Annotated in this window: 17 protein-coding genes; 12 read left to right on the top strand and 5 right to left on the bottom strand. The window is 45.1% G+C overall.

Translation table 11 applies throughout. The features are described 5' to 3' along the window. Nucleotides 1-62 precede the first annotated feature (62 nt). On the top strand, nucleotides 63-1748 hold the full coding sequence (locus tag B5X68_RS05400) for an amino acid permease (protein WP_082213595.1): 1686 nt from the start codon (nucleotides 63-65) through the stop codon (nucleotides 1746-1748). Here the strand turns inward: B5X68_RS05400 and B5X68_RS05395 are convergent. Continuing rightward, complete coding sequence (locus tag B5X68_RS05395) at nucleotides 1745-3085, bottom strand: sensor histidine kinase (RefSeq protein ID WP_082213594.1); 1341 nt, start codon at nucleotides 3083-3085, stop codon at nucleotides 1745-1747. The genes B5X68_RS05400 and B5X68_RS05395 overlap by 4 nt on opposite strands. A gap of 26 nt (nucleotides 3086-3111) precedes the next feature. Continuing rightward, nucleotides 3112-3786 carry a hexitol phosphatase HxpB gene (gene hxpB / locus B5X68_RS05390; RefSeq protein ID WP_082213593.1) on the bottom strand — a complete coding sequence of 225 codons (675 nt, stop codon included), beginning with the start codon at nucleotides 3784-3786 and terminating at the stop codon, nucleotides 3112-3114. A gap of 79 nt (nucleotides 3787-3865) precedes the next feature. Between hxpB and thiD the strand changes: the two genes are divergently transcribed. The 6 genes from thiD (at nucleotide 3866) to B5X68_RS05360 (ending at nucleotide 8823) form a co-directional block, all read left to right on the top strand. Then, nucleotides 3866-4687 carry a bifunctional hydroxymethylpyrimidine kinase/phosphomethylpyrimidine kinase gene (gene thiD / locus B5X68_RS05385; protein WP_082213592.1) on the top strand — a complete coding sequence of 274 codons (822 nt, stop codon included), beginning with the start codon at nucleotides 3866-3868 and terminating at the stop codon, nucleotides 4685-4687. Nucleotides 4688-4817: 130 nt separating this feature from the next. Further along, nucleotides 4818-5027 (top strand): type II toxin-antitoxin system VapB family antitoxin, encoded by a 210-nt coding sequence (vapB, locus tag B5X68_RS05380; protein ID WP_082213591.1) that lies wholly within the window; start codon nucleotides 4818-4820, stop codon nucleotides 5025-5027. Next, a complete protein-coding gene (locus B5X68_RS05375) occupies nucleotides 5024-5413 on the top strand; it encodes a type II toxin-antitoxin system VapC family toxin (RefSeq protein ID WP_082213590.1) in 390 nt (129 codons plus the stop codon). Before vapB ends, B5X68_RS05375 begins: the two co-directional genes overlap by 4 nt. Nucleotides 5414-5498: 85 nt before the next feature. Continuing rightward, nucleotides 5499-7817, top strand: coding sequence for a TonB-dependent receptor (locus B5X68_RS05370; RefSeq protein ID WP_082213589.1), 2319 nt, complete (start codon nucleotides 5499-5501; stop codon nucleotides 7815-7817). Between the two features lie 162 nt (nucleotides 7818-7979). Further along, nucleotides 7980-8255: a 2TM domain-containing protein gene (locus B5X68_RS05365; protein ID WP_082213588.1), complete on the top strand. Its 276-nt coding sequence runs from the start codon at nucleotides 7980-7982 to the stop codon at nucleotides 8253-8255. Between the two features lie 67 nt (nucleotides 8256-8322). After that, complete coding sequence (locus B5X68_RS05360) at nucleotides 8323-8823, top strand: pyridoxamine 5'-phosphate oxidase family protein (protein ID WP_082213587.1); 501 nt, start codon at nucleotides 8323-8325, stop codon at nucleotides 8821-8823. A gap of 153 nt (nucleotides 8824-8976) precedes the next feature. Here B5X68_RS05360 and B5X68_RS05355 read toward each other — a convergent pair whose 3' ends face one another. From B5X68_RS05355 to B5X68_RS05345, 3 genes are all read right to left on the bottom strand, one after another. Next, entirely contained in the window at nucleotides 8977-9516 is a 540-nt protein-coding gene (locus B5X68_RS05355; protein ID WP_082213586.1) for a YciE/YciF ferroxidase family protein, read from the bottom strand. Nucleotides 9517-9744: 228 nt separating this feature from the next. Further along, nucleotides 9745-11694, bottom strand: a complete 1950-nt coding sequence (locus B5X68_RS05350; protein ID WP_082213585.1) for a glycoside hydrolase family 127 protein — start codon at nucleotides 11692-11694, stop codon at nucleotides 9745-9747. A gap of 63 nt (nucleotides 11695-11757) precedes the next feature. Then, nucleotides 11758-13125: a sigma-54-dependent transcriptional regulator gene (locus tag B5X68_RS05345; protein WP_082213584.1), complete on the bottom strand. Its 1368-nt coding sequence runs from the start codon at nucleotides 13123-13125 to the stop codon at nucleotides 11758-11760. A 362-nt stretch (nucleotides 13126-13487) separates the two neighbouring features. Here B5X68_RS05345 and B5X68_RS05340 point away from each other — a divergent pair, with 362 nt between their 5' ends. The 5 genes from B5X68_RS05340 to B5X68_RS05320 all read left to right on the top strand — a co-directional run bounded on the left by B5X68_RS05340 (nucleotide 13488) and on the right by B5X68_RS05320 (nucleotide 21011). Further along, on the top strand, nucleotides 13488-14735 hold the full coding sequence (locus B5X68_RS05340) for an efflux RND transporter periplasmic adaptor subunit (RefSeq protein ID WP_082214015.1): 1248 nt from the start codon (nucleotides 13488-13490) through the stop codon (nucleotides 14733-14735). A 60-nt stretch (nucleotides 14736-14795) separates the two neighbouring features. After that, nucleotides 14796-15473: an ABC transporter ATP-binding protein gene (locus B5X68_RS05335; RefSeq protein WP_082213583.1), complete on the top strand. Its 678-nt coding sequence runs from the start codon at nucleotides 14796-14798 to the stop codon at nucleotides 15471-15473. A 30-nt stretch (nucleotides 15474-15503) separates the two neighbouring features. Then, nucleotides 15504-16103: a hypothetical protein gene (locus B5X68_RS05330; RefSeq protein WP_082213582.1), complete on the top strand. Its 600-nt coding sequence runs from the start codon at nucleotides 15504-15506 to the stop codon at nucleotides 16101-16103. Nucleotides 16104-16134: 31 nt separating this feature from the next. Continuing rightward, nucleotides 16135-18564 carry an ABC transporter permease gene (locus B5X68_RS05325; RefSeq protein ID WP_082213581.1) on the top strand — a complete coding sequence of 810 codons (2430 nt, stop codon included), beginning with the start codon at nucleotides 16135-16137 and terminating at the stop codon, nucleotides 18562-18564. Nucleotides 18565-18650: 86 nt separating this feature from the next. Next, on the top strand, nucleotides 18651-21011 hold the full coding sequence (locus B5X68_RS05320; protein ID WP_082213580.1) for an ABC transporter permease: 2361 nt from the start codon (nucleotides 18651-18653) through the stop codon (nucleotides 21009-21011). Nucleotides 21012-21032 lie beyond the last annotated feature (21 nt).

The following is a 21032-nucleotide window of genomic DNA, read 5'->3' as shown; positions in this document are numbered from 1 at the left end:
TGAGAATATCGTTATTTTAGCCAACTTATTACATACTGAGACTTTGCCAAATCAGCTCCTGCATGAAACAAAATTCTTCTCTCTTTCGTAAGAAAACTGTTGATCAAATCCTTAGAGATGCTAATTCTGCCGAAAATGGCGGATTAGCCAAAATACTCGGAGTCAGGGACCTGGTTTCACTCGGTATTGCGGCGATTGTGGGAGCAGGGATCTTCAGTACGATCGGAGTTGCAAGTTATAACGGCGGGCCTGCTGTATCGTTATTATTCATTTTTACGGCCATAGCCTGCGTTTTTACGGCTTTGTCATATGCGCAATTCGCGAGCACCGTTCCTGTATCCGGTAGTGCATACACGTATGCTTATGTAGCCTTCGGTGAATTATTTGCCTGGATTATTGGCTGGTCATTGATTTTGGAATACGCGGTTTCCAATATGGTCGTCGCCATTTCCTGGTCGGAGTATTTTACGGGAATGCTCAAAGGTTTTGGCATTGTGCTGCCCGGCTGGCTTACCGTCAACCACGAAACAGCTTCCGACGCATTTGCCAAACTGCAAAGCGCAGGGGCAGCAGAAATGAGCACATATGAGCGTTTTGCTGCGGCTGCCTACGAACAATCTCCCGTCATCGGCGATTTTCATATCATGCTAAACCTTCCAGCCGGACTGGTAACATTGCTTATCACCGCACTGGTTTACATCGGGATCCGTGAGTCGCGAACCGCCAGCAACATTATGGTGGTGCTAAAAATCGGGGTTGTTTTGCTGGTAATTTTTGCCGGGGCGTTTTATGTAAAACCTGAAAACTGGTCACCATTCGCGCCCAATGGCATCAAAGGGGTTATGGGCGGGGTTGCCTCCGTTTTCTTCGCATTCATCGGTTTTGATTCCATATCAACCACTGCCGAGGAATGCAAAAATCCACAACGCGACATGCCCAAAGCTATGATTTACTGCCTGGTTATCTGTACAATTTTATATGTTTTGATTACATTGGTGCTAACCGGGATGGTTAATTATTCAGAGCTGAAAGTCAGTGATCCGCTGGCATTTGTTTTTGAAAAAAATGGCCTTGATTTTATGGCAGGCGTTATTTCAGTAAGTTCTGTGATCGCTATCACGAGTGCATTGTTGGTTTACCAACTAGGCCAGCCACGCATCTGGATGACGATGAGCCGCGACGGTTTGCTTTGGAAAAAATTCTCAAAAATCCACCCTAAATATCAAACCCCATCTTTCGCCACCATCGTTACTGGCTTTGTGGTAGGTATTCCTGCGTTGTTCTTCAAGATGGATTTCTTTGTGGACCTTACGAGTGTGGGGACATTTTTTGCTTTTATCCTCGTTTGTGGCGGCGTGCTTTATTTGGATCACACAGGCATTTCGGCGCAATCCAAATTCCGGGTTCCTTATCTCAATGGTAAATATCTGGTTGGTGCATTATTAATCCTTGCCATCGCGGGACTGAGTATTTACGGACAAAGTGTTGTAGATGAATGGAAAGCAATGTCAGCTATGGAAATCGTTGAGCATAAGCTGTTAACGATCATTTTTTGGATCACATGGTGCATTCTTGCTGTGATGAGCTACAAATACAATTTCTCTATCTTACCAGTTGCAGGAATTTTAACCAACCTTTACTTAATGACCGAGCTCGGCTCATCCAACTGGCTGATTTTCGTGATCTGGCTTGCGATCGGGCTTGTGATCTATTTTAGCTACGGATATCGAAAGAGTAAATTGGCCTAAATAATCAGGGTAAAAACCGTCCCTTTTCCTACTTCCGAAGAAACGTTCAACTGACCGTTATGCTGTTGCAAAATTTGTCGGGAAAGGCTTAGCCCAATTCCTGATCCGGTTTTCTTTGTCGTGTAGAAGGGAATAAAAATGTTTTCAATTGCCTCAGGTTCAATGCCGTCTCCGTTGTCTGCGACATCGATAATGGTTACATTATCAGTTTGATACGCTGTTAATGTGATCAGCCTGTTTGTTTGATTTGAGAATGCCTCGGATGCATTTTTTACCAAATTTATAAGCACTTGCTGGATCTGGCTGGCGTCGGCTTTTACCGTTAATGTTTCAGGCTTGACAGATATTTTCCACAATACGCCCGAACCTGTGAGATCCGTTTGCAGTAACTGGATCACTTCCTGTAAAAGTTCTGCAACGCTTAGGTTGGCAAAAACAGGTTTTGGCAAAGTCGTAAAATCGCGGTAAGCATTCACGAATTGCATCATGCCTTTGCTTCGCTTTTCCAACGTATGCAATGCTTCTTTTAAGTCATTAACCGCTTCCTGGTCACTAGTGGATTTTTCAATGTCCTCATTTACAATCAGTCGCATTGTCCCAACAAGGGAAACAATCGGCGTCATGGAGTTCATGATCTCGTGCCGCAAAACACGCGTAAGGTTTTGCCACGATTCCACTTCCTGCTGTTGAAGTTCCGTCTGGATATTCTGCAAAACCACGATCCTGACCCACATTCCCCTCAATTGAATGGCAGCGCCCTGCAAGGCAAGCGGCTGGTCTGAAGGAGTCCGGTAAAGTTCGCGTACGCCGCTGTCGAGTGTTGAAAGTAATTCGTAAAGTCTTGGGTGCTTGTCTTTTAATTCGCTCAGCTGGTGCAGCCTGTAAATGCCGAGCATTCGCAAAGCAGCATTATTAATGAGGTTAACCTGTCCATTGCTGTCAAATGTAATAAGACCGGTTCCGATATGCTGAACAATGGTATTCAGATATTGCAAATTTGCTTCTTTTTCTGCCCGGGCCTGGCGGAAAGCATGGAGCACTTCATTAAATTGCTGGTTTAGCTCCTTAAAAGTCCGCCCCATTTTATTATCTGAACGGAAATTGATCGTAAAATCCGAATAGCGCACCGATTCGAGAAAGTAGGTCAGCTTTCGGTTGACATTGGTAACATATTGATACAATAACGATCCCTGAACAAAGATAAAAATAGTCCCGAGCACATATACAAGCACTTCGTTCGTGTGCTTGGAAGCGAGCCAGGCCAGGGCAATGACGCTCAGGATAATTACTACTATCCTGATCATGATCACAATGCTGAAATGTCTTAGTCCGATCATTAATAAATGAAATAGAAGATTTGGGTTTAATTTTCAATCGCGCTTTGCGGCACGCCGGACATTTCGCTTAATATGTATTTTTCAAGAGAACTGATCTTATAGTGTGCCATATCGAATTTAGCATCCTCATAAACCTCCATTGCAGGCACTGAAATCGTGATCATTCCCGCTGCATGGGCCGATCGGAGGCCTGCGTGCGAATCTTCAAACGCAACGCATTCTTTGGGAAGTAAACCCAATTTTTTTGCCGTTGTCAGGTAAACTGCCGGGTGTGGTTTGGTGAATTCTTCGAGCTCGCCCGAATGCCAGGTGTCAAAGTAGTCAATAATTTCGAGCCTTTTCAGCACGCCTTCAATCAGATCCATATGGGAAGCCGACGCCACAGCCAGTTTCAAGCCTTGTGCTTTCAGGCTTTTGACCAATTCAATTGCGCCGGGCATGGCCACTGCGTGAGCTAGGATGTTGGTATGGGCATATTCCAGGATCTGCTGCTCCAGTTCTTCAAAACTAGGAGCGTTCCAGGGCTGGATTTTATGACAATATTCAAGGAAAAGTTTAATGGAAAGACCGGTCGTCTGGTTTTTTAGCGCGTCCGAAATTGTAAAATTAACCCGTTGCATCACCTTACGGGCAGCGTCTGTCCAGATTGGCTCTGAATCTATCAGCAATCCGTCCATGTCAAATATGGCAGCTTTAATCATTATTAAGTGAGTCTGTTTTTTTTAGTCTACCCAAAACTACTACTTTCACCGATAAGTATTTACAAATCGCGGACCATTCATGAACCGATATCCAACCATACTTACCATTGCGGGATCAGACAGCGGCGGTGGCGCTGGAATTCAGGCAGACTTGAAAACGATTGGCGCATTAGGCGGCTACGGCACATCTGCAATTACTGCACTCACTGCCCAAAATACGCTCGGAGTAAGGGCGATTTTCCCGGTACCCGGCGAATTTCTGAATGAGCAATTGCTGGCCGTTTTGGAAGATATCAAGGTTGATGCGGTTAAAATTGGGATGATTGGAACAGTTGAAAATGCAATGGTTATCACGGACATTATCGAGCGTTTCAAGCCAGGATTTGTCGTGATTGACCCGGTTATGGCATCTTCAAGCGGCACAAAACTTTCCACAGCCGAAATTATCAGCGTTTTTTGGGAAAAGTTGTTTCCCATTGCCGATCTCGTGACGCCTAACCTTGACGAAGCGAAATTACTATTGGGCCGGGAGATAGATTCACTGGAAACCATGCAGGAAGCAGCTTCGGAAATGATTACCAAAGGCTGCCGTGCTGTCCTGCTCAAAGGCGGGCATATGGTTTCGGAGACATTGTTTGATGTTCTGGCGCAAAAAGATCAGGAAGTTCTTGTCTTCGAATCCGCCTTCATCGCCAGCCGGAACCTGCATGGCACAGGATGCACGCTCTCCTCCGCCATAGCAACCTTCATGGCCCAGGGCAATTCCCTGCCCGAAGCCATCATCTTTGCCAAGGAATACATTTCCAACGCCATCGAAGCAGGTAGAACCGCAAGAACAGGAAACGGCAACGGCCCGCTAAACCATTTTTTTGATCCCGTGCCGTTACGGGCGATGTTCTAGTAAAAAATAATTACTATAGTCGTGACCTAAAAACCAAAACACCGTCTAAACAAATGAACAACCTTAGAGTAAAGGTTACTCAGCTGACATTCAGCGAAAATTTGTAAATTTGTTAGAGCGCTATTTATCCATGACTGACTTAAAACTATACACTAAACTTTCCAATTTGCCTGTGCAACAAAAGGTGCAGGTAGCTAATTTCATTGATGATTTAAAAAAGAAATCCAATTCCATTTCAGCGGATAAAAGCAAAAGACTTGCTGGTAAAGCAAAAGGCCTGATTGTCATGAAAGATAATTTTGATGACGATATCGAGGGATTTAATGCCTATACCGAATGAATTTGCTGCTCGACACGCACGCAGTTATTTGGTTTATCACTGACGATTTAAGGCTCCCGCGCAGAACAAGAACATTACTGGAAGATTCTGATAATAACTGCTATATCAGCATCGCAACGCTTTGGGAAATAGCCATTAAAAACGCTTTGGGGAGGCTCGAATTAAATGCTGATCTTAAAGAAATCTTTTCAATCATTGATAACACCGGTTTCGAACTGCTTCCAATAACGGCGAGCCATATTTTGGCAAACGCAATTTTGCCACATCATCATCACGACCCTTTTGATCGAATCATTATTGCTCAATCCATTGAGGAAAATTTATCGGTTGTCACGAAAGATGAGAAGTTTGAACAATATGAAGCCTTAATTGCGTGGCGCAGATAAGATTCCAATGTCAGCGACAAAATAATTTTTCCAAAAAATTTAGGGTAAGCATTAGCTAGGTTGTCTGAAAGGAAAACTATTAGCTATGAAAAAATATATTCTTGCGCTGATCGCGTTGGCGGTCTTCTCCTTGGCTTATGCCCAGCAACCTGCACAACTTGTTAAAGGACATGTTATCGATGCGGAATCACGACAACCGGTGATCGGTGCGAATGTGATTGTCACTACATTGAATCCGGTTATGGGTGGCACAACGGATGAAGAAGGGGCCTTCCGCATTGAAAACGTGCCCGTAGGACGTCATTCCTTCAAAATCACGAGTCTTGGCTATGATGACGCTTTCCTGCAAGAAATAGCTGTAGGCTCAGGTAAGGAAGTAGAACTGAGCATTAAACTGGCGGAATCTTTCAGGTCTCTGGATGAAGTGGTCGTTAAAGCACAGAAGGAAAATGGCGCCCCGCTCAATGATATGGTGAGTGTCAGCGGACGCTCTTTCACAGTGGATCAGACCAAACGTTTTGCTGCTTCCGTGAATGATCCGGCTCGGATGGCATTGTCCTTCGCGGGCGTAGCAACCAATGATGATGGTGGTAATCAGATCATTATCCGTGGAAACAGCCCAAAAGGAATGTTGTGGAGAATGGAAGGCGTTGAAATCCCTAATCCAAACCATTTTGGCGAGGAAGGTTCCAGCGGCGGCGGGATCAGCGCTTTAAGTGCCAACGTATTGGGTAATTCCGACTTCCTGACCGGCGCCTTTCCGGCTGAATACGGCAACGCAACTTCCGGGGTTTTCGATTTGAAATTAAGGAATGGAAACAATGAAAAGCGAGAATATGCCATGCAAGCTGGCGTACTTGGCCTCGATTTCGCGGCTGAGGGGCCAATTGGCGGCAAAGGCGGGGCGTCTTATCTTGCCAATTATCGCTATTCAACATTGTCTGTGCTTAGCAAATTGGGCCTGAACATTCAGGGTGATGCTTCTACGGACTTCCAGGATGGCGCTTTTAAAATCCACGTTCCCTCTGATGATAAGTCGGTTGTGACGGTCTGGGGAATAGGTGGAATCAGCACTTCCAAGGAAAATACGAGTTCTGAAAAGGAGGTTTTTACGTCAAACCGCGGCATTCTGGGAATCAATTATCTGCGTTATATCAACAACAAAGCTTACGTTGAAAGCATCATTTCCTATGCGGGAACGAAGGTTATGGATGAAACCGACAACATTGGAAAGCAAATTTCATATCGCCAGAGCTTTACCAATCAGGCCCTCAGGATTTCTTCTTTATTTAATTATAAGCTTAATGCCCGCAACACTTTCCGCGGCGGGTTCATCATCAACCATTTGGACTTTAACCTTTTCGACAGGAATAATGAAGACGGTCCTTTTCGTACTTTTCTTGATCAAAGAGGGACTACTCAGCTTTATCAGGCATATGGTCAGCTTAAATCGCGTATATCACCGACAGTTACGATCAATGCGGGCGTTCACGGCATGTTATTGGGACTTAATAACCAGTTTTCTATCGAACCGCGATTAGGGATGAAATGGGCTGTGGCACCAAAGTCGACGATCAGCTTTGGTGCCGGCCTGCACAGCAAAACAGAGTCGATCTCAACCTATTTTGCGCAGGTCAATGCGGAAAGTGGAAAAACGGCGGCTGCTAACAAGGATCTTAAACTCATGAAGTCTGCGCATTTTGTGACTGGCTACGAATTCAGGCCGACCAGTAGTTGGCGGATCTTAACAGAAGCTTATTACCAACATCATTATCATGTTCCGATCGGTTCAGCAAATTCTACGAAACCTTATCTTTTGCACAATTCTCAAATCAATGAGATCAGCGGTTTTACGAATGATTCGCTGGTGAGTGACGGAACAGGCCGAAGCTACGGTGTTGAACTGACCATCGAAAAATCGCTCACCGGCGGCATTTATCTGATGAGCACGACATCATTATACCAATCAAAATACACCGGTCGCGATGGCATTGAGCGTAACAGCCGGTTTAATGGCCAGTTTGTTCAGAATGTTTTGGCAGGAAAAGAATGGAAAGTGGGTAAAAACAAAACAAATGTCTTCGCGGCAAACATCAAGCTGCTGGCTTCCGGCGGGAACCGCGTAACGCCTATTGATCTTGAAAAATCCAAACAAACGGGAAAAACCGAACTCGACTGGACCAAAGCATATTCTCAGCAACTGCCCCATTATTTCCGGTCGGACATTCGCGTAAGCTATACTAAAAACAAAAAGCGCACAGCTTCGACCATCTCACTGGATATCCAGAATGTGACCAACCGTTTGAATGCCTATGAGCAAACTTACGATCCGACAGATAAAGTGGTAAGGAACACAACGCAGACGGGCTTGATCCCGGTGCTCAACTATCGCCTGGAATTTTAAGTATTTGACAACAGGTTTATCCAGCTAATCTGTTCTTTCGTCGCGGTAATTATTAACTCTGTCCGCATTCACTTTTTCTGGGGTTCAGAGCGCTGTAAGTTTGATTTATCAATTAAAATACAATTGGTTAAACATAACATTTCATTCTAAACCGATACAGATATGGAAACGCCGCGTAATGAGTTTATCTGGAGAAAAGCGAAAAAGAGAGCTTCCTTTAAAGTTCATCTCAGCACTTATCTGGTTATCAATGCAGGTTTGTGGCTGCTGTGGGCCGTGACAGCTTTTCCGCACTTTGGCAATGATCATTTACCGTGGCCAATATTTCCAATGGTGGGATGGGGCATCGGGCTCGCAACGCATTTCGCAACGGCATACGGTAATCTGGATGAAAAGGGATTGGCAGAGCGGGAATACGAAAAATTAATGCGCAGTTAATCAGGCCTTGGAATAGTTGTTTTACGATCTCCGGTAAATAAGATCAGAGATTAAAAACAAAACAACTATGGAAAAGGACCTTCAAGATAAAGAGGCAATAAAAAAATTGAAATCACTGGCGGAGGATATCCGGTTTTGTATGTACACGACATACACAAACGGAAGGATCGAATCGCGTCCTATGACGACGCTGGAAATTGATGAGGAAGGAAATGTATGGTTTTTCACCAACCGGAACACGGAAATTGGCGATAGTTCCAACCAGGGCGAAGCCGTTACATTGATTTATTCCGAGCCAAAAAATAACACTTACATCAGCGTTTCAGGCCACGCGGAGATTGTGGAAAGCGAAACCAAGAAGGAAGAATTGTGGAACCCAATGTCAAAAGCGTGGTTTCCGGAAGGGAAAGATGATCCGAATCTGGTGGTTTTAAAAGTGACGACTGAGGAAGCTGCATACTGGGACGCAACGTCATCCAAAATGGTGGTTTTCTTCTCCATGGTAAAAGCAGTCCTTACGGGCACAACGCCAGAAGGCGGCGACCATGGCAAACTGAATCTGGCTTAGTATTTTTTCCCCTATATCCCCTGAAGGGGACTTTTACGGGAAGGTTTTAGAAGCACAAGCCCCTTCAGGGGTTTGGGGGAAGAGAAGCACAATGAGAAAGGGTTGACCAACTGGTCAACCCTTTCTTTTTTAGTCTGATGATGAAGTGTAATATTATTCTGCGCTGGCCTCTTCGTTCACATATGTTTCAGCCAGTTCGGTCAATTTGTGGTCTGTTTCGCCTTCCTGATCAAGTGTAATCTGCAACAAATCTGCCACGTCGCTGTGACCTAATGTTCTTGCAATATTTCTTAATGTTCCATAAGATGCGATCTCATAATGCTCCACTTTCTGTGCAGCCATGATCAATCCGCAGTCACGAACCATTGTTCCTTTGTCAGTGCTGCTGATTATTTCCTCTGCTTCTTCAATTAGGCCTTCCATAGCAGCACATTTTTTTGCTTGTGCCTTTTCACCAACCAATCCGAAAACTTCTTCAAGTCTGGCTGCATGTTCTTCGGTTTCTGCTGTATGTTTTTCAAAAGCGGCTTTCAGTTCTTCCGAAGTAGCGTTTTTCGACATTTTTGTCAATGCTTTTGCCAGGTGCTTTTCTGCCCAGTATATATCTTTCAGGCCGTCTACAAAAAGTTCTTTCAGCTTTTCGCTATCTGTTTCAGTGATCTGGTTAACTAATTTACTTTTGGTCGCTTTCATAATTGTAGTAGTTTGTTGTAGTTGGATATAAAGGATAAATTCATCCTTGTGACCGGGCTACTAAAAATTCATACCAAAATCGAAGCATCCTTTCTGACAATACTGAGCAGATTTTTTGAAGATTTAACTACCCATATACGTTCTCAGAACCCATATTTGGGGAAGTTAAATGGCTTACAAAGCGATTGACACATTTGCCGGAATGATTTTTGAATTTCTGTAAGAGCGTTACTGCGCCTTACTAAACCAGATGACCATTTCATTAGGACCCCGATTGGCCCAGGCGTAGTAGGGGATGAGTGTCACATTGCCTGTCTCCGTTTTCAAGACATTAACCCCTCCAAGCAAGCTTTGCTGATAACTGGCCGCAAATGTCTGATTTTCCGTCATGGGAATAGCCAGCGCTTTTCCATTATTGTCGTGGCCTTCTGCACAATATAGAACAGGCCCACGCTCAATGGCTATCTTGTCCTTATTGGCAGTGATTTTCTCGTTTGATATGATTTTCCTGACCGGCATGTCGAGCATCAATTCAATCTGATCCCCTTTTTTCCAGTTCCGCGCCAGCTTAATGTAGCCTTTTTCAATTGTAGCAGGCATGTTCTTGCCATTTACCCGCAAGGTTACCGGCTTGGAATCTTTGCTCGTGTAAGTGTACAGATTGCCAGGGATCGCCTCGCCCGTCGCCCATCCCGGAATCCGCACAGACAGTGTGAAATTTCCGGCTTTTTCAGGATCAACCAAAATTTTCACATTGCCATCCCATGGATAATTGGTTTGCTGTGCTAGCTTTACCGCATTGTTATTGACTGTAATGGTTGCTTCGTTATCAGCGAACAAATTAACGATCAGCTCGTTGCCTCTTGTTGCGTAAATGTAAGCGGGCATGGAAGGCAGGAAGCGCGACACATTCGTCGGGCAGCAAGCCGTTCCAAACCATGGCTGCCTTTCAGCGCCGGTGCCTTTGTTGAAATCATTCACGCCATTAGAAGCCATGGGATTTACATAAAAGAACTTATCCCCCTTCACCGACATTCCACCCAAAAAACCATTGTAAAGCACACGCTCAAAAACATCCATATATTTGGATTCGCCCGTGTAAAGGAACATTTTGTGGTTCCAAAGCATGTTGGCAATGGCGGCGCATGTTTCCGCATAAGCATTATCATTTGGCAGGATATATTCTTTGTCAAAAGCCTCGCCATCTTCACGCGCACCAACGCCACCGGTTACATATTGTTTCTTTTCGGTTGCATCATTCCATATTTCATGTATCGCATGGCTATGCTCCGGCTCATCTTCGATGGTGAGCATATCTGCCACTGCTGTATACAGATACTGCGCACGAACGGCATGGCCCACTGCCTCTTTCTGTCTTACAAATGGAACCTGATCCTGAAAATAAGCTGGCCCCAGTTTGTGTTCGTCGAGATACAAAGCCCGCTTGTCCGAGCGACCGCGCATGTCAATGAAGAATTTAGAAAGATCCAGATATTCCTTTTTGCCCGTTGTCCGGTAAAGTTTGATCAATGCGAGCTCAATTTCCTGATGACCCGGAACGACTACCAGCTGGCCAGGTTTTGTGCCGAATGTTTTGACAAGATGATCTGCATTTTTGGTTGCTACATCAAGCAGTGTTTTCTTCCCCGTGGCTTCGTAATGGGCAATGGCCGCTTCATAAAGGTGCCCCACATTGTAGAGTTCGTGGCTGCCGTTTTCAAAACCGTAACGGTAAGGGCCGGCAATCCAGTCGTAGGAACCGGTTGTGTCTTTGTTAATGGTGCGGATTGTATATAAATAGCCGTCCGGCTCCTGGGCGGCTGCAAAAAGCGTAATCAGGCTGTCCAGATAATGATCCAGTTTTGGGTCATACTGATTTTGCAACACATAAGCCGCGCCTTCCACGACTTTGAAAACGTCGGAATCATTGAAGCGAACGCCCTCGAATTTCCCCTTTTTCAGCCCGCCGGCCACCGCAAAATTGTCGATCCTGCCCGATTCCTCACATTGCTGCAAAGCGTGCGGCACCGTCACATCGCGAGCCGCTTCCACGCGGGTGTGCCAGAAACCTTGTTTAGTTTTTACATTTTTAAGCGGGACAGGAGTGATTTTGCTGTTTTGGGCAAAAGACAATTGGCAGCAAAACAGCAGGGAGAATAGCGAAAAATATTTGGTCATTATATGAATAAATTGATATTGAGCTAAGCATTTTTATTCGATATAACCCAAAAAACATGCCACTTACAGGCCGTACTTCTCCATTCTCCGGTAAAGTGCCGCACGGCTCAGACCGAGTTCGCGCGCTGCATCTGTAATATTTCCGTTAAATCGTTTCATCGCCTTCACGATCAAAGTCTTCTCCATGTCTTCCAGATCGAAGCCCGTTGCAGTGGTCGGTGTCCCGCCGGAGCTTTTCAGGAAAAGGTCGTCGGGCTGCAATGTTTTTTCCTGCGAAAGGATCACGGCGCGTTCAATGGCGTGCTGCAATTCGCGGATGTTTCCTGGCCAGTTATATTGCTGCATTTTCTTGATCAATGCGCTGCTGATGTCGTTTACCGGGCGGTTGTATTTCTTGCCGTATTGTTTGAGATAATATTCTGCAAGGGCGCTGATATCTTCCGGACGCTCGCGCAGTGGCGGCAGATCCAGTTCAATGGTGTTGATCCTGTAAAGCAAATCCTGGCGGAACGTCTTTTCGGTCACCATTTTTTCAATGTTCATATTGGTCGCGCAGAGCAGGCGAACGTCCAAGGCAATGGGCTTGTTGGAGCCAACGCGTGTAACCCTTCTTTCCTGAATAACGGTCAGTAATTTAGCTTGCAATGAAAGGGAAAGATTTCCAATTTCATCTAAAAAGATGGTTCCGCCCTTTGCCTCTTCAAATCTTCCCGCGCGATCTTCTTTTGCGTCGGTAAATGCGCCTTTAACGTGACCAAAAAGCTCACTTTCAAACAAGCTTTCGCTCAACGCACCCAGATCCACAACCACAAACGGCTTATCGGCACGTTTCGAATGCTGGTGTATATGTTTGGCTAACTGCGTTTTACCCGTTCCGTTCTCACCCAGAATCAGCACATTGGCATCCGTGGCGGCAACGCGTTCGGCAGTAGCCAGCACTTGTTTCATGGATTCACTGGACGCCACAATGGACTCTCCGTTTGACTTGCCTTTTTTGCCGTCGTCCTTGCTTTTCTCTTCCGCAACAGCCAGTATTTTATCATTTCCACCTTCAACGGCAACGCCTATGGTCGCCAGCAACTTGTCATTTTCCCAGGGCTTCAAAACAAAATCCGTTGCACCTGCTTTAATAGCGCGGATCGCCATTTCAATGTCTCCATAAGCCGTGATCATGATCACTTTGGAAGCTGGCTTAATGTCGAGAATGCGATCCAGCCAGTGAAATCCTTCCCGGCCGCTGTTCACATCGCGGGTGAAATTCATATCCAGCAGGATCAAGTTATAATCGCCGTTGGTGACGAGAAATGGCAGTTTTTGCGGATTTTTTTCAATGTCAACCGTTTTTGCATGGCGCTTTAAAAGGAGCTTGGCCGCGCTTAATACGTCGACATCATCATCGATGATCAGGATTTTTGCTTCAGAGAGTTGCATGGCTGGTTTTTGGGGTTGCTAAGGGCTGGTTCCCTTTATTGGCAATTGTTTGGTAAGATAGCAGATGCAATTTGAAATTTAATTTTATAACATGCTAAAAAGTATCTATTTTACCCTGAAAAGCCGCAAAAATGCTTGTCCGCACCCGAACAAAATTGTCCGTTATCGGACATTTCAAACGGTTTTAAATAAGCTTAAAACGTTGATATTAAGGTTTTTGTGGGGCTTTGCCTTCTTTGGCATAGGGATTGGATAGTATAGATCGAAGTTTAACAGCGAATCCAATCACCAACAATATAATGGAAGTCAAAACACCTAACTCATCCAGCACCAGTAACAACGGTTTCACCGGGGGCTCGACAATGGACAAACTTAAACCGAAGAAATTCTGGACCACACAACGCATTGGCATAATCGCCGGTAGCACATTGCTGGTCGCATTTTTAGTATATCAATTCTTCTTTGCAGATAAACGCAGCAAACTGAATGTTGAGCAGGATAAGCTGACAGTTTCCACAGTTAAACAAGGGAAATTTGATGAATTTATCGTGGTTACCGGGGTTGTGCAACCATTGAAAACCATCCAGCTGGATGCGATCGTGGGTGGTTACGTTACGGAAAAACTGATTGAAGGCGGTAACATGGTTAAACAAGGCGATGTGCTTTTAAGACTGGAAAACCAAAACCTGAAGCTAAGCTTTCTGCAATCCGAAACCGAGGCGAGCCGACTGGTGAATGATCTTCAGAATACACGTCAAAGCTTGCGTATTGCGCGATTCAATCTGCAAAAGACATTAAGCGAGCTGGATTTTCAAATTGATCAGGCTAAGGATGCGCACGATCGTAACACCAAGCTTTATAAAGATAAGGTCATCCCGGATGCGGATTATTTGAAAACAAAAAGGGAATTTGAGCGACTTTCGAAGCAGCGTGATATTGAAGTTGAATCTCAAAAATACCAGGAAGAAAACTCCAAAATGCAGATCACACAGCTGGAAGGAACATTGGCCAGCACCCAGAAAAACGTAAATCTTTGGAGACAAACACTTGAAAATCTTTCTGTTAAGGCACCGGTTTCCGGTTTGCTGTCTTCCATGAATGTGGAAGTTGGATCGAACATTAACCAGGGCCAGAACATTGGGCAAATCGATGACTTGAACGGTTTCAAAATGCGTGTTAGCGTGGATGAACATTATATTTCAAGGATCTTCGCAGGATTGACGGGTTCAATGGAATTCAACGGAAAAGATTACGGATTGAAGATCATTAAAATATATCCTGAGGTTTTGAGCGGAAGATTCGAGGTTGATATGCAGTTTGATAAAGGCGCTCCCGAATTGATTAAAAGAGGGCAGTCTGCTCCAATCCGTCTGCAACTTGGCCAACCTTCGCAAGCAACATTGCTTCCTGTGGGCGGCTTCTTCTCCGAAACTGGCGGAAACTGGGTGTACGTGGTAGGCGACGACGGCAAGCGTGCTTCAAAACGCAAAATTACATTGGGCCGCAAAAACCCTGAATATTTTGAAGTTCTGGAAGGTTTGCAGCCAGGTGAAAAAGTAATCACCAGCTCTTACGAGAACTTCGGGGACAATGAAGTACTTGAATTTTAAGAAATAAACAAACTCTATTAGTAAGCAATTAATTGATCAATCATAGCCAAAGAAAACCCAATGATTAAAATTAACAACCTTCATAAGATCTTCTCTACTGAGGAAGTGGAAACCACCGCCCTGAACGGCATTGACATGGATGTGAAAGACGGCGAGTTTGTCGCTATCATGGGACCGTCCGGTTGTGGCAAATCTACATTATTGAACATCCTGGGTCTGCTTGACAACCCTAGTGAAGGCTCTTACGAATTCTATGGCACAGAAGTGGCCAAGATGTCTGAAAGGCAGCGTGCTCAGATCCGTAAAGGCAACATTGGATTTGTATTCCAAAGTTTTAACCTTATTGATGAACTGACTGTATATGAAAATGTTGAGCTTCCATTGCTTTATTTGAAAACACCTCCCGCGGAACGCAAGGAAAAAGTAGAAGCTGCGCTTACCCGCATGAATATGATGCACCGCCGCAATCACTTTCCACAGCAACTTTCAGGAGGACAGCAACAAAGAACAGCAATTGCGAGGGCGGTTGTGGCAACCCCAAAAACCATACTCGCGGATGAGCCTACAGGTAACCTCGACTCCAAAAACGGGGAAGAAGTAATGAACCTGTTAAGCCAGCTTAATGCAGCAGGAACGACCATTCTAATGGTGACGCACTCGCCTTATGACGCAGGTTTTGCGCATCGCATCGTCAATCTTTTCGATGGAAAGATCGTGACAGAAAAAGTGCACGTTTAGAATATCTGACGCCAAATACCAAATCTGACCATGAAAAAACTCCTTACCATTTTACTCGCCGGTGTCAGTACGCTGGCGATTGCCCAGAAGAAAAATCATCTGAGCAGAAGCATTGACGATGATGGTAAAACATTATCTATTCGCGTGACTGGCACTATCGACGGAAAGGGGATTGATTTCGAAAAGTCATTTGATGTAGAAGCGCTCACCAAAGACGAGCGGATGGCACTGCGGGACAAAGTCCTGGATTCCATCGAGGCAGGTAACATGGACCTGCCTTCGCCTCCCGCACCAAAATCGCCTTCGGCACCTACGCCGCCAACTCCACCCGTGCCCGCAGAACCATTGGAACCGGTTATTTATTCTTCCAACGACGCAAGGGCGCACATTTGGGTTTCAGACAATAATAATGAGAAAACCTCGACCATTCCAGGTGAAAATGGTTATACCAAACAAGTAAGGTTCAACCCTGAATCCGGCGAGCTTTTTTTGAAATACAAGTTTATGAAAAGGAATGAGGAATTCATTTACGAAAAGACTGTAAGCGCTGCGGAGAAATCGGAGGAGGAACGCCAGGACATTATCGACGACTTTGAAATCGAAATAGAACTGCCGGGAAGGAGCATTTGAGGGCTTTCCTGATATTCAATATAATATTTACATGCTGCGGAATTACATCAAGATCGCCTGGCGGAACCTGAGAAAACATAAGTTTTACTCGTTCCTGAACATCTTCGGTCTCGCTTTGGGATTGGCAAGCTGCTTGCTGATCACGCTGTATGTTGTGGATGAGCTCAGTTATGACAAGTCTTTTGAACATGCGGACCGAATTTACAGGATTAATGCAGACATACGCTTCGGTGGGGCCGATATGTCCCTCGCAGTTGCGCCAGATCCGCTTGCATTCACATTAAAAAAGGATTATCCCCAAGTTGAGCAAGTCGTCAGGCTTCGCGAGAATGGAAGTCAGCTTGTACGGCGGTCGGAAAACACCGAAAACCTTAAAGAGGAGCATGTTTGCTTTGCAGATTCTACCTTTTTTAAGGTATTTTCTCTTCCGTTATTAATGGGTGATCGGGAAAAGGCCTTGAAAGACCCTTATACTGTGGTCATTTCTCAAAGTGATGCGCTCAAATATTTCGGGAATGAAAATCCGATGGGTAAGGGCTTAACGGTTGATAATGAGCAAACTTACACAGTGACCGGCGTCATGCAGGACATTTCCGCTCAGTCGCATTTGCGGGATATAAATATGTTGCTGTCCATGAGCTCCAACCCGGAAAGCCGGCTGAATGGCTGGGGCAGCCACAATTTCAACACTTATTTATTGCTTAAAGAAGGAGTTGATCCCAAGCAGTTTGAAAATAATTTTGAAACTGTCTTACAAAAATATACGGCCAAATGGCTTGTCAGCTTTCTCGGTGCTTCGCTGGATGAAATTCGCAAGTCGGGCAGTTACCTGCGCTATTCGCTTATCCCGCTTACAAAGATCCATCTGCATTCGGATCGCACGGCGGAAATTAATGTTAACGGCAATATTCAGTACGTATATATATTTGCGGTTGTCGCTTTATTCCTCCTTACCATTGCGTGTGTCAATTTTATGAACCTTGCAACGGCCCGCTCCTCGAACCGTGCAAAAGAAGTTGGTGTGCGCAAGGCGCTGGGTTCCGAGAGATCGTCGCTGGTTAATCAGTTTCTGACCGAGTCGGTAATGCTCAGCTTTTTTTCACTTGCAAAGGCCGTCACTCTGGCTTATCTGGCACTTCCACTTTTCAATAATCTGGCTGGCAAACAAGTAGAATTGCCGATCCGGGAAATTGGGTTTTGGGTCTCGTTATTCGTAACCGGTGGCATTGTGGGCGTTCTGGCAGGCAGTTATCCCGCATTCTTCCTATCTGCCTTCAACCCGTTAAAAGTTTTGAAAAACAGCGTTGAGCTGCAAGGAAAGGGAGGCTATCTGCGCAATGCGCTCGTTGTTTTTCAATTTGTAATTTCTGTAATGCTTATCATTGGAACAGGTGTCATTTATCGGCAGCTGAATTTTATCCAAACCAAAAAACTGGGCTTTAACAAGGATCAAATGCTGATTGTGAACGACGCCTATGCGTTGGATAATCAGGTAAAAGCATTCAAAGAACAGGTAATGCGCCTTCCGAATGTTGAAAATGCTACGGTTACGAGCTTCCTGCCAACGCCGTCGTCGCGCACAGACCACACTTTTTTCCCGGTTGGCCAAATGCAGCAGGACAAAGGCATTAACATGCAAAAATGGGCCGTTGATTACGATTTTGCGAAAACTATGGGATTGCAAATGGCAACCGGCCGACCGTTCCAGGAGGAATTTCCATCTGATTCGACGGGCATTGTTATCAACGAAGCGGCTGCGAAAGTGCTCGGATATGCAGATCCCATAGGAAAAAAAATATTCGGATATGAGGACCAGGAATTAAAACAACGGATTGATTATACCATCATTGGCGTGGTCAAAAACTTTCATTTCGAATCCTTAAAGAAAAATATCGGTGCATTGAGTCTGGTGCTTTCACGCAGCAGCGGAAATGTTGTTTTTAAATTAAATGGCGGCGATGTGGCCCGGACTGTTGATCAGGTTGAGCTGCTTTGGAAAAAAATGGCCCCGGGACAGCCGTTCAGTTACCGGTTTATGGACGAAGATTTCAATAATGTTTACCGCAGCGAGCAACGCGTCGGCCAGATTTTCATCACGTTCGCAACAATCTCCATTATTATCGGGTGTTTGGGATTGTTCGGTTTGTCGGCTTACACGGCTGAACGACGGACCAAGGAAATCGGTGTGAGAAAAGTACTTGGTGCAAGCGTTACCAACATTGTAGCGCTGCTTTCGAAAGAATTTTTAAGACTTATCATCATCGCGATCCTGATCGGCATTCCTATCGCCTGGTTTGGAATGAACCAATGGCTCAACGATTTTGCCTATCACGTGGATCTTGCCTGGTGGATGTTTTTTGCGGCAGGAGCAGTTGCTATCACAATCGCATTGCTCACTGTAAGTTTTCAGAGCATCAAAGCCGCATTAATGAACCCTATAAGAAGCCTGCGGAGCGAGTAGGGTTGCAGGCATCGGCAATTGGAAGGAGTTATAAAATAATTCAATAAAATGATAGCCGATCGACGAAAGCCGGTTGCACCTTTGCTATGCTGAAAAACTATCTCAAAATAGCCTGGCGTAACTTGTTGAAAAACAAGACATTCAGCCTTATTAACATTCTTGGTCTCGCACTAGGGATGGCATGCAGCCTGCTTATCATGCTGTGGGTGCAGGACGAAATTAAAATGGATCGCTTCCATAAAAATGACGCACGGATCTTCACGGTCATGGAAAACCAGCATTATTCTGGGGTGATCAATACATTCGCTGCCACACCGGGAATTCTTGCCGATCACATTGTGAAGGACATTCCCGAAATTGAAATGGCCAGCCAATGGCTGTGGGAACAAGCGCCGGTGCTGGCAGTAGGAAACACTTTCGACAATGAAAAGGGGCGCTACGTTCAAGGTGATTTTTTGAGCATTTTCTCCTTCGATCTAAGTCAAGGCGATGCAAAAACAGCCCTAAGACGTCCCGACGGAATCGTAATTTCCCAAAAACTCGCTGACAAATATTTTAAAGGCCAGGACGCAATTGGGAAAACCATTCGTGTGGACAATAAGGACGATGTGATCGTGACGGGCGTTTTGAAGGAAATTCCAGCCTATTCATCTGTGAAGTTCGATTTTCTGATGAGTTATGATCGCTGGATCAAAGGCAACAAATGGGCGCAGGAATGGGGAAATAACGGTCCGCGCTGCGTTGTCTTGCTCGATAAAAATGCAGACGTCGATAAGGTAAATGCCAAGATCAAGGGTTATCTCAAAACCAAAAATAAAGACAGCAACATTGATCTCTTTCTCGTTAATTATGGTCAATCATATCTTTATTCCAAGTGGGATTCGGGCAAGCAAAACGGGGGAAGAATAGAATATGTTCGCCTGTTCACCATTGTAGCCGTTTTTATCCTGATAATTGCCTGTATTAATTTCATGAACCTCGCCACTGCGCGTTCTGTAAAGAGGGCCAAGGAAGTGGGGTTACGAAAAGTAGTCGGTGCCTATAAGTCCAGTCTGGTAGGGCAGTTTATGGGAGAATCGATACTCATCACATTGCTTGCACTGGTGTTCGCCCTTGTGTTGGTCGGTGTTTTACTTCCTTCTTTTAATGCGTTGACGGAAAAGCAGTTGTCGCTAAATTTCTTTAATCCTACATTGCTGCTCCTGCTCCTGATCCTGACGACCATAACCGGGGTTTTGGCAGGAAGTTATCCAGCGCTGTTTATGTCTTCCCTCAATCCTGTGGTCGTATTGAAAGGTGCGCTGAAATTCAAGCCAAGCGCTGCATATTTTCGGCAAGGGTTGGTGGTTTTCCAGTTTGGCCTTTCTATTCTGCTAATCCTTTCGATGATCGTGGTTTATCGTCAGATTGAATTTATTCAAAACAAAAATTTGGGTTTTACTAAAAGCAATCTTTTGTATATCAGCGATGTAGAAAAAGGAATGGCCAAGAATTTCGCGTCTTTCAAGCAAGTTCTGGAAAACGAGCCCGGCATTAAGGCGGTGACCGTTTCTCAGGCCGGTCCTATGGATTATGGAAGTTCGACAATGGGCGTGACCTGGCCGGGCAAGGACACTACGCAACGCATGCTTTTTAATGTGAACCCTGTTGGTTTTGATTTTGTGAAAACGATGGGCATTAAGTTGCTGGAAGGCAGGGATTTCAATCCGACATTCGGGACGGACACTTCCAATTATCTGCTTAATGAAGCCGCGGCGAAAAAGATCGGTTATAAAGATCCCGTAGGAAAAGAACTTACCATGTGGGGCAAAAAAGGAAAGATCATCGGGCTCATGAAAGACTTCCATATTGGTTCGCTGCATGTCGCCATTGAGCCACTTATAGTAAATCTTCAACCCAAACAGGATAGCTGGGGCGCTGTGCTTATCCTGACAGAGCCGGGAAAAACCAAACTTGCTATTGCCAACATTGAAAAGGTTTATAAGCAATACAATCCCGGTTTTCCGTTCAAATATCATTTTGCTGACGAAGAGTTTGGAAACCTGTACAAGGCTGAGACTGTCGTGAGCAAGCTTTCCAATTACTTTGCCTTCCTTGCCATTTTTATATCATGTCTGGGGCTGTTCGGGCTTGCAGCTTTCACAGCAGAGCAGCGTACGAAGGAAATTGGCGTCCGGAAAGTGCTGGGCGCAAGTGTCACAAATCTGGTGGGGATGCTCTCTATGGATTTTGTAAAGCTCGTAGCAATCGCTGCATTGATAGCCTTCCCGATAGCCGGTTATTTTCTGCAAAACTGGCTCGAAAAATATGCTTACCGGATCGAAATGGAATGGTGGTATTTTCTGGTAGCCGGCATAGCAGCCTTGCTGATCGCATTATTCACAGTAAGTTTCCAGGCAATAAAAGCAGCGCTAATGAACCCGGTAAAGTCCTTGCGGGGGGAGTAAGAGAGGGGCGTTCGGAGTTGA

Source organism: Dyadobacter psychrophilus (genome assembly GCF_900167945.1).
Lineage (GTDB): Bacteria > Bacteroidota > Bacteroidia > Cytophagales > Spirosomataceae > Dyadobacter > Dyadobacter psychrophilus.
The sequence above is the reverse complement of the archived record's forward strand: the minus strand, read 5'-3'. Positions and strand labels throughout refer to the sequence as shown.

Coding starts and splice junctions, on each gene's coding strand:
- B5X68_RS05360 (WP_082213587.1), top strand. CDS start 8,323: ATGGAAAAGGACCTTCAAGATAAAGAGGCAATAAAAAAATTGAAATCA.
- B5X68_RS05365 (WP_082213588.1), top strand. CDS start 7,980: ATGGAAACGCCGCGTAATGAGTTTATCTGGAGAAAAGCGAAAAAGAGA.
- B5X68_RS05345 (WP_082213584.1), bottom strand. CDS start 13,125: ATGCAACTCTCTGAAGCAAAAATCCTGATCATCGATGATGATGTCGAC.
- B5X68_RS05325 (WP_082213581.1), top strand. CDS start 16,135: ATGCTGCGGAATTACATCAAGATCGCCTGGCGGAACCTGAGAAAACAT.
- B5X68_RS05330 (WP_082213582.1), top strand. CDS start 15,504: ATGAAAAAACTCCTTACCATTTTACTCGCCGGTGTCAGTACGCTGGCG.
- B5X68_RS05370 (WP_082213589.1), top strand. CDS start 5,499: ATGAAAAAATATATTCTTGCGCTGATCGCGTTGGCGGTCTTCTCCTTG.
- B5X68_RS05355 (WP_082213586.1), bottom strand. CDS start 9,516: ATGAAAGCGACCAAAAGTAAATTAGTTAACCAGATCACTGAAACAGAT.
- vapB (WP_082213591.1), top strand. CDS start 4,818: ATGACTGACTTAAAACTATACACTAAACTTTCCAATTTGCCTGTGCAA.
- B5X68_RS05375 (WP_082213590.1), top strand. CDS start 5,024: ATGAATTTGCTGCTCGACACGCACGCAGTTATTTGGTTTATCACTGAC.
- B5X68_RS05320 (WP_082213580.1), top strand. CDS start 18,651: ATGCTGAAAAACTATCTCAAAATAGCCTGGCGTAACTTGTTGAAAAAC.
- B5X68_RS05340 (WP_082214015.1), top strand. CDS start 13,488: ATGGACAAACTTAAACCGAAGAAATTCTGGACCACACAACGCATTGGC.
- B5X68_RS05335 (WP_082213583.1), top strand. CDS start 14,796: ATGATTAAAATTAACAACCTTCATAAGATCTTCTCTACTGAGGAAGTG.
- thiD (WP_082213592.1), top strand. CDS start 3,866: ATGAACCGATATCCAACCATACTTACCATTGCGGGATCAGACAGCGGC.
- B5X68_RS05350 (WP_082213585.1), bottom strand. CDS start 11,694: ATGACCAAATATTTTTCGCTATTCTCCCTGCTGTTTTGCTGCCAATTG.
- hxpB (WP_082213593.1), bottom strand. CDS start 3,786: ATGATTAAAGCTGCCATATTTGACATGGACGGATTGCTGATAGATTCA.
- B5X68_RS05395 (WP_082213594.1), bottom strand. CDS start 3,085: ATGATCGGACTAAGACATTTCAGCATTGTGATCATGATCAGGATAGTA.
- B5X68_RS05400 (WP_082213595.1), top strand. CDS start 63: ATGAAACAAAATTCTTCTCTCTTTCGTAAGAAAACTGTTGATCAAATC.